General features: G+C 48.7%; 3 tRNA genes. All 3 read right to left on the reverse strand.

The features are described from left to right. Positions 1-12: 12 nt before the first annotated feature. The 3 genes from M0051_RS19700 to M0051_RS19710 all read right to left on the reverse strand — a co-directional run bounded on the left by M0051_RS19700 (position 13) and on the right by M0051_RS19710 (position 311). A tRNA-Tyr gene (locus M0051_RS19700) sits at positions 13-95 on the reverse strand. A gap of 20 nt (positions 96-115) precedes the next feature. Continuing rightward, positions 116-188 (reverse strand) — tRNA-Gly (locus M0051_RS19705). Between the two features lie 40 nt (positions 189-228). After that, positions 229-311: transfer RNA gene (locus M0051_RS19710), tRNA-Tyr, on the reverse strand. Between the last annotated feature and the right edge of the window lie 7 nt (positions 312-318).

Below are 318 nucleotides of genomic sequence, written 5' to 3' on the forward strand. Positions count from 1 at the left end.
AATCCAATTTTGTGGGGAGAGCAGGATTCGAACCTACGAAGACGAAAGTCAGCGGAGTTACAGTCCGCCCCAGTTGGCCACTTTGGTATCTCCCCCAATAATTTTCAATAAGTTGAGCGGGAAACGGGACTCAAACCCGCGACCCTCAGCTTGGAAGGCTGATGCTCTATCAACTGAGCTATTCCCGCAAGAATTTTTTCAAAGATTGAACGTTTTCAATCTGTTTTGTGGGGAGAGCAGGATTCGAACCTACGAAGACGAAAGTCAGCGGAGTTACAGTCCGCCCCAGTTGGCCACTTTGGTATCTCCCCAAAAGCA

The organism is Marinifilum sp. D714 (assembly GCF_030851345.1).
In the GTDB taxonomy this organism is placed as follows: domain Bacteria; phylum Bacteroidota; class Bacteroidia; order Bacteroidales; family Marinifilaceae; genus Marinifilum.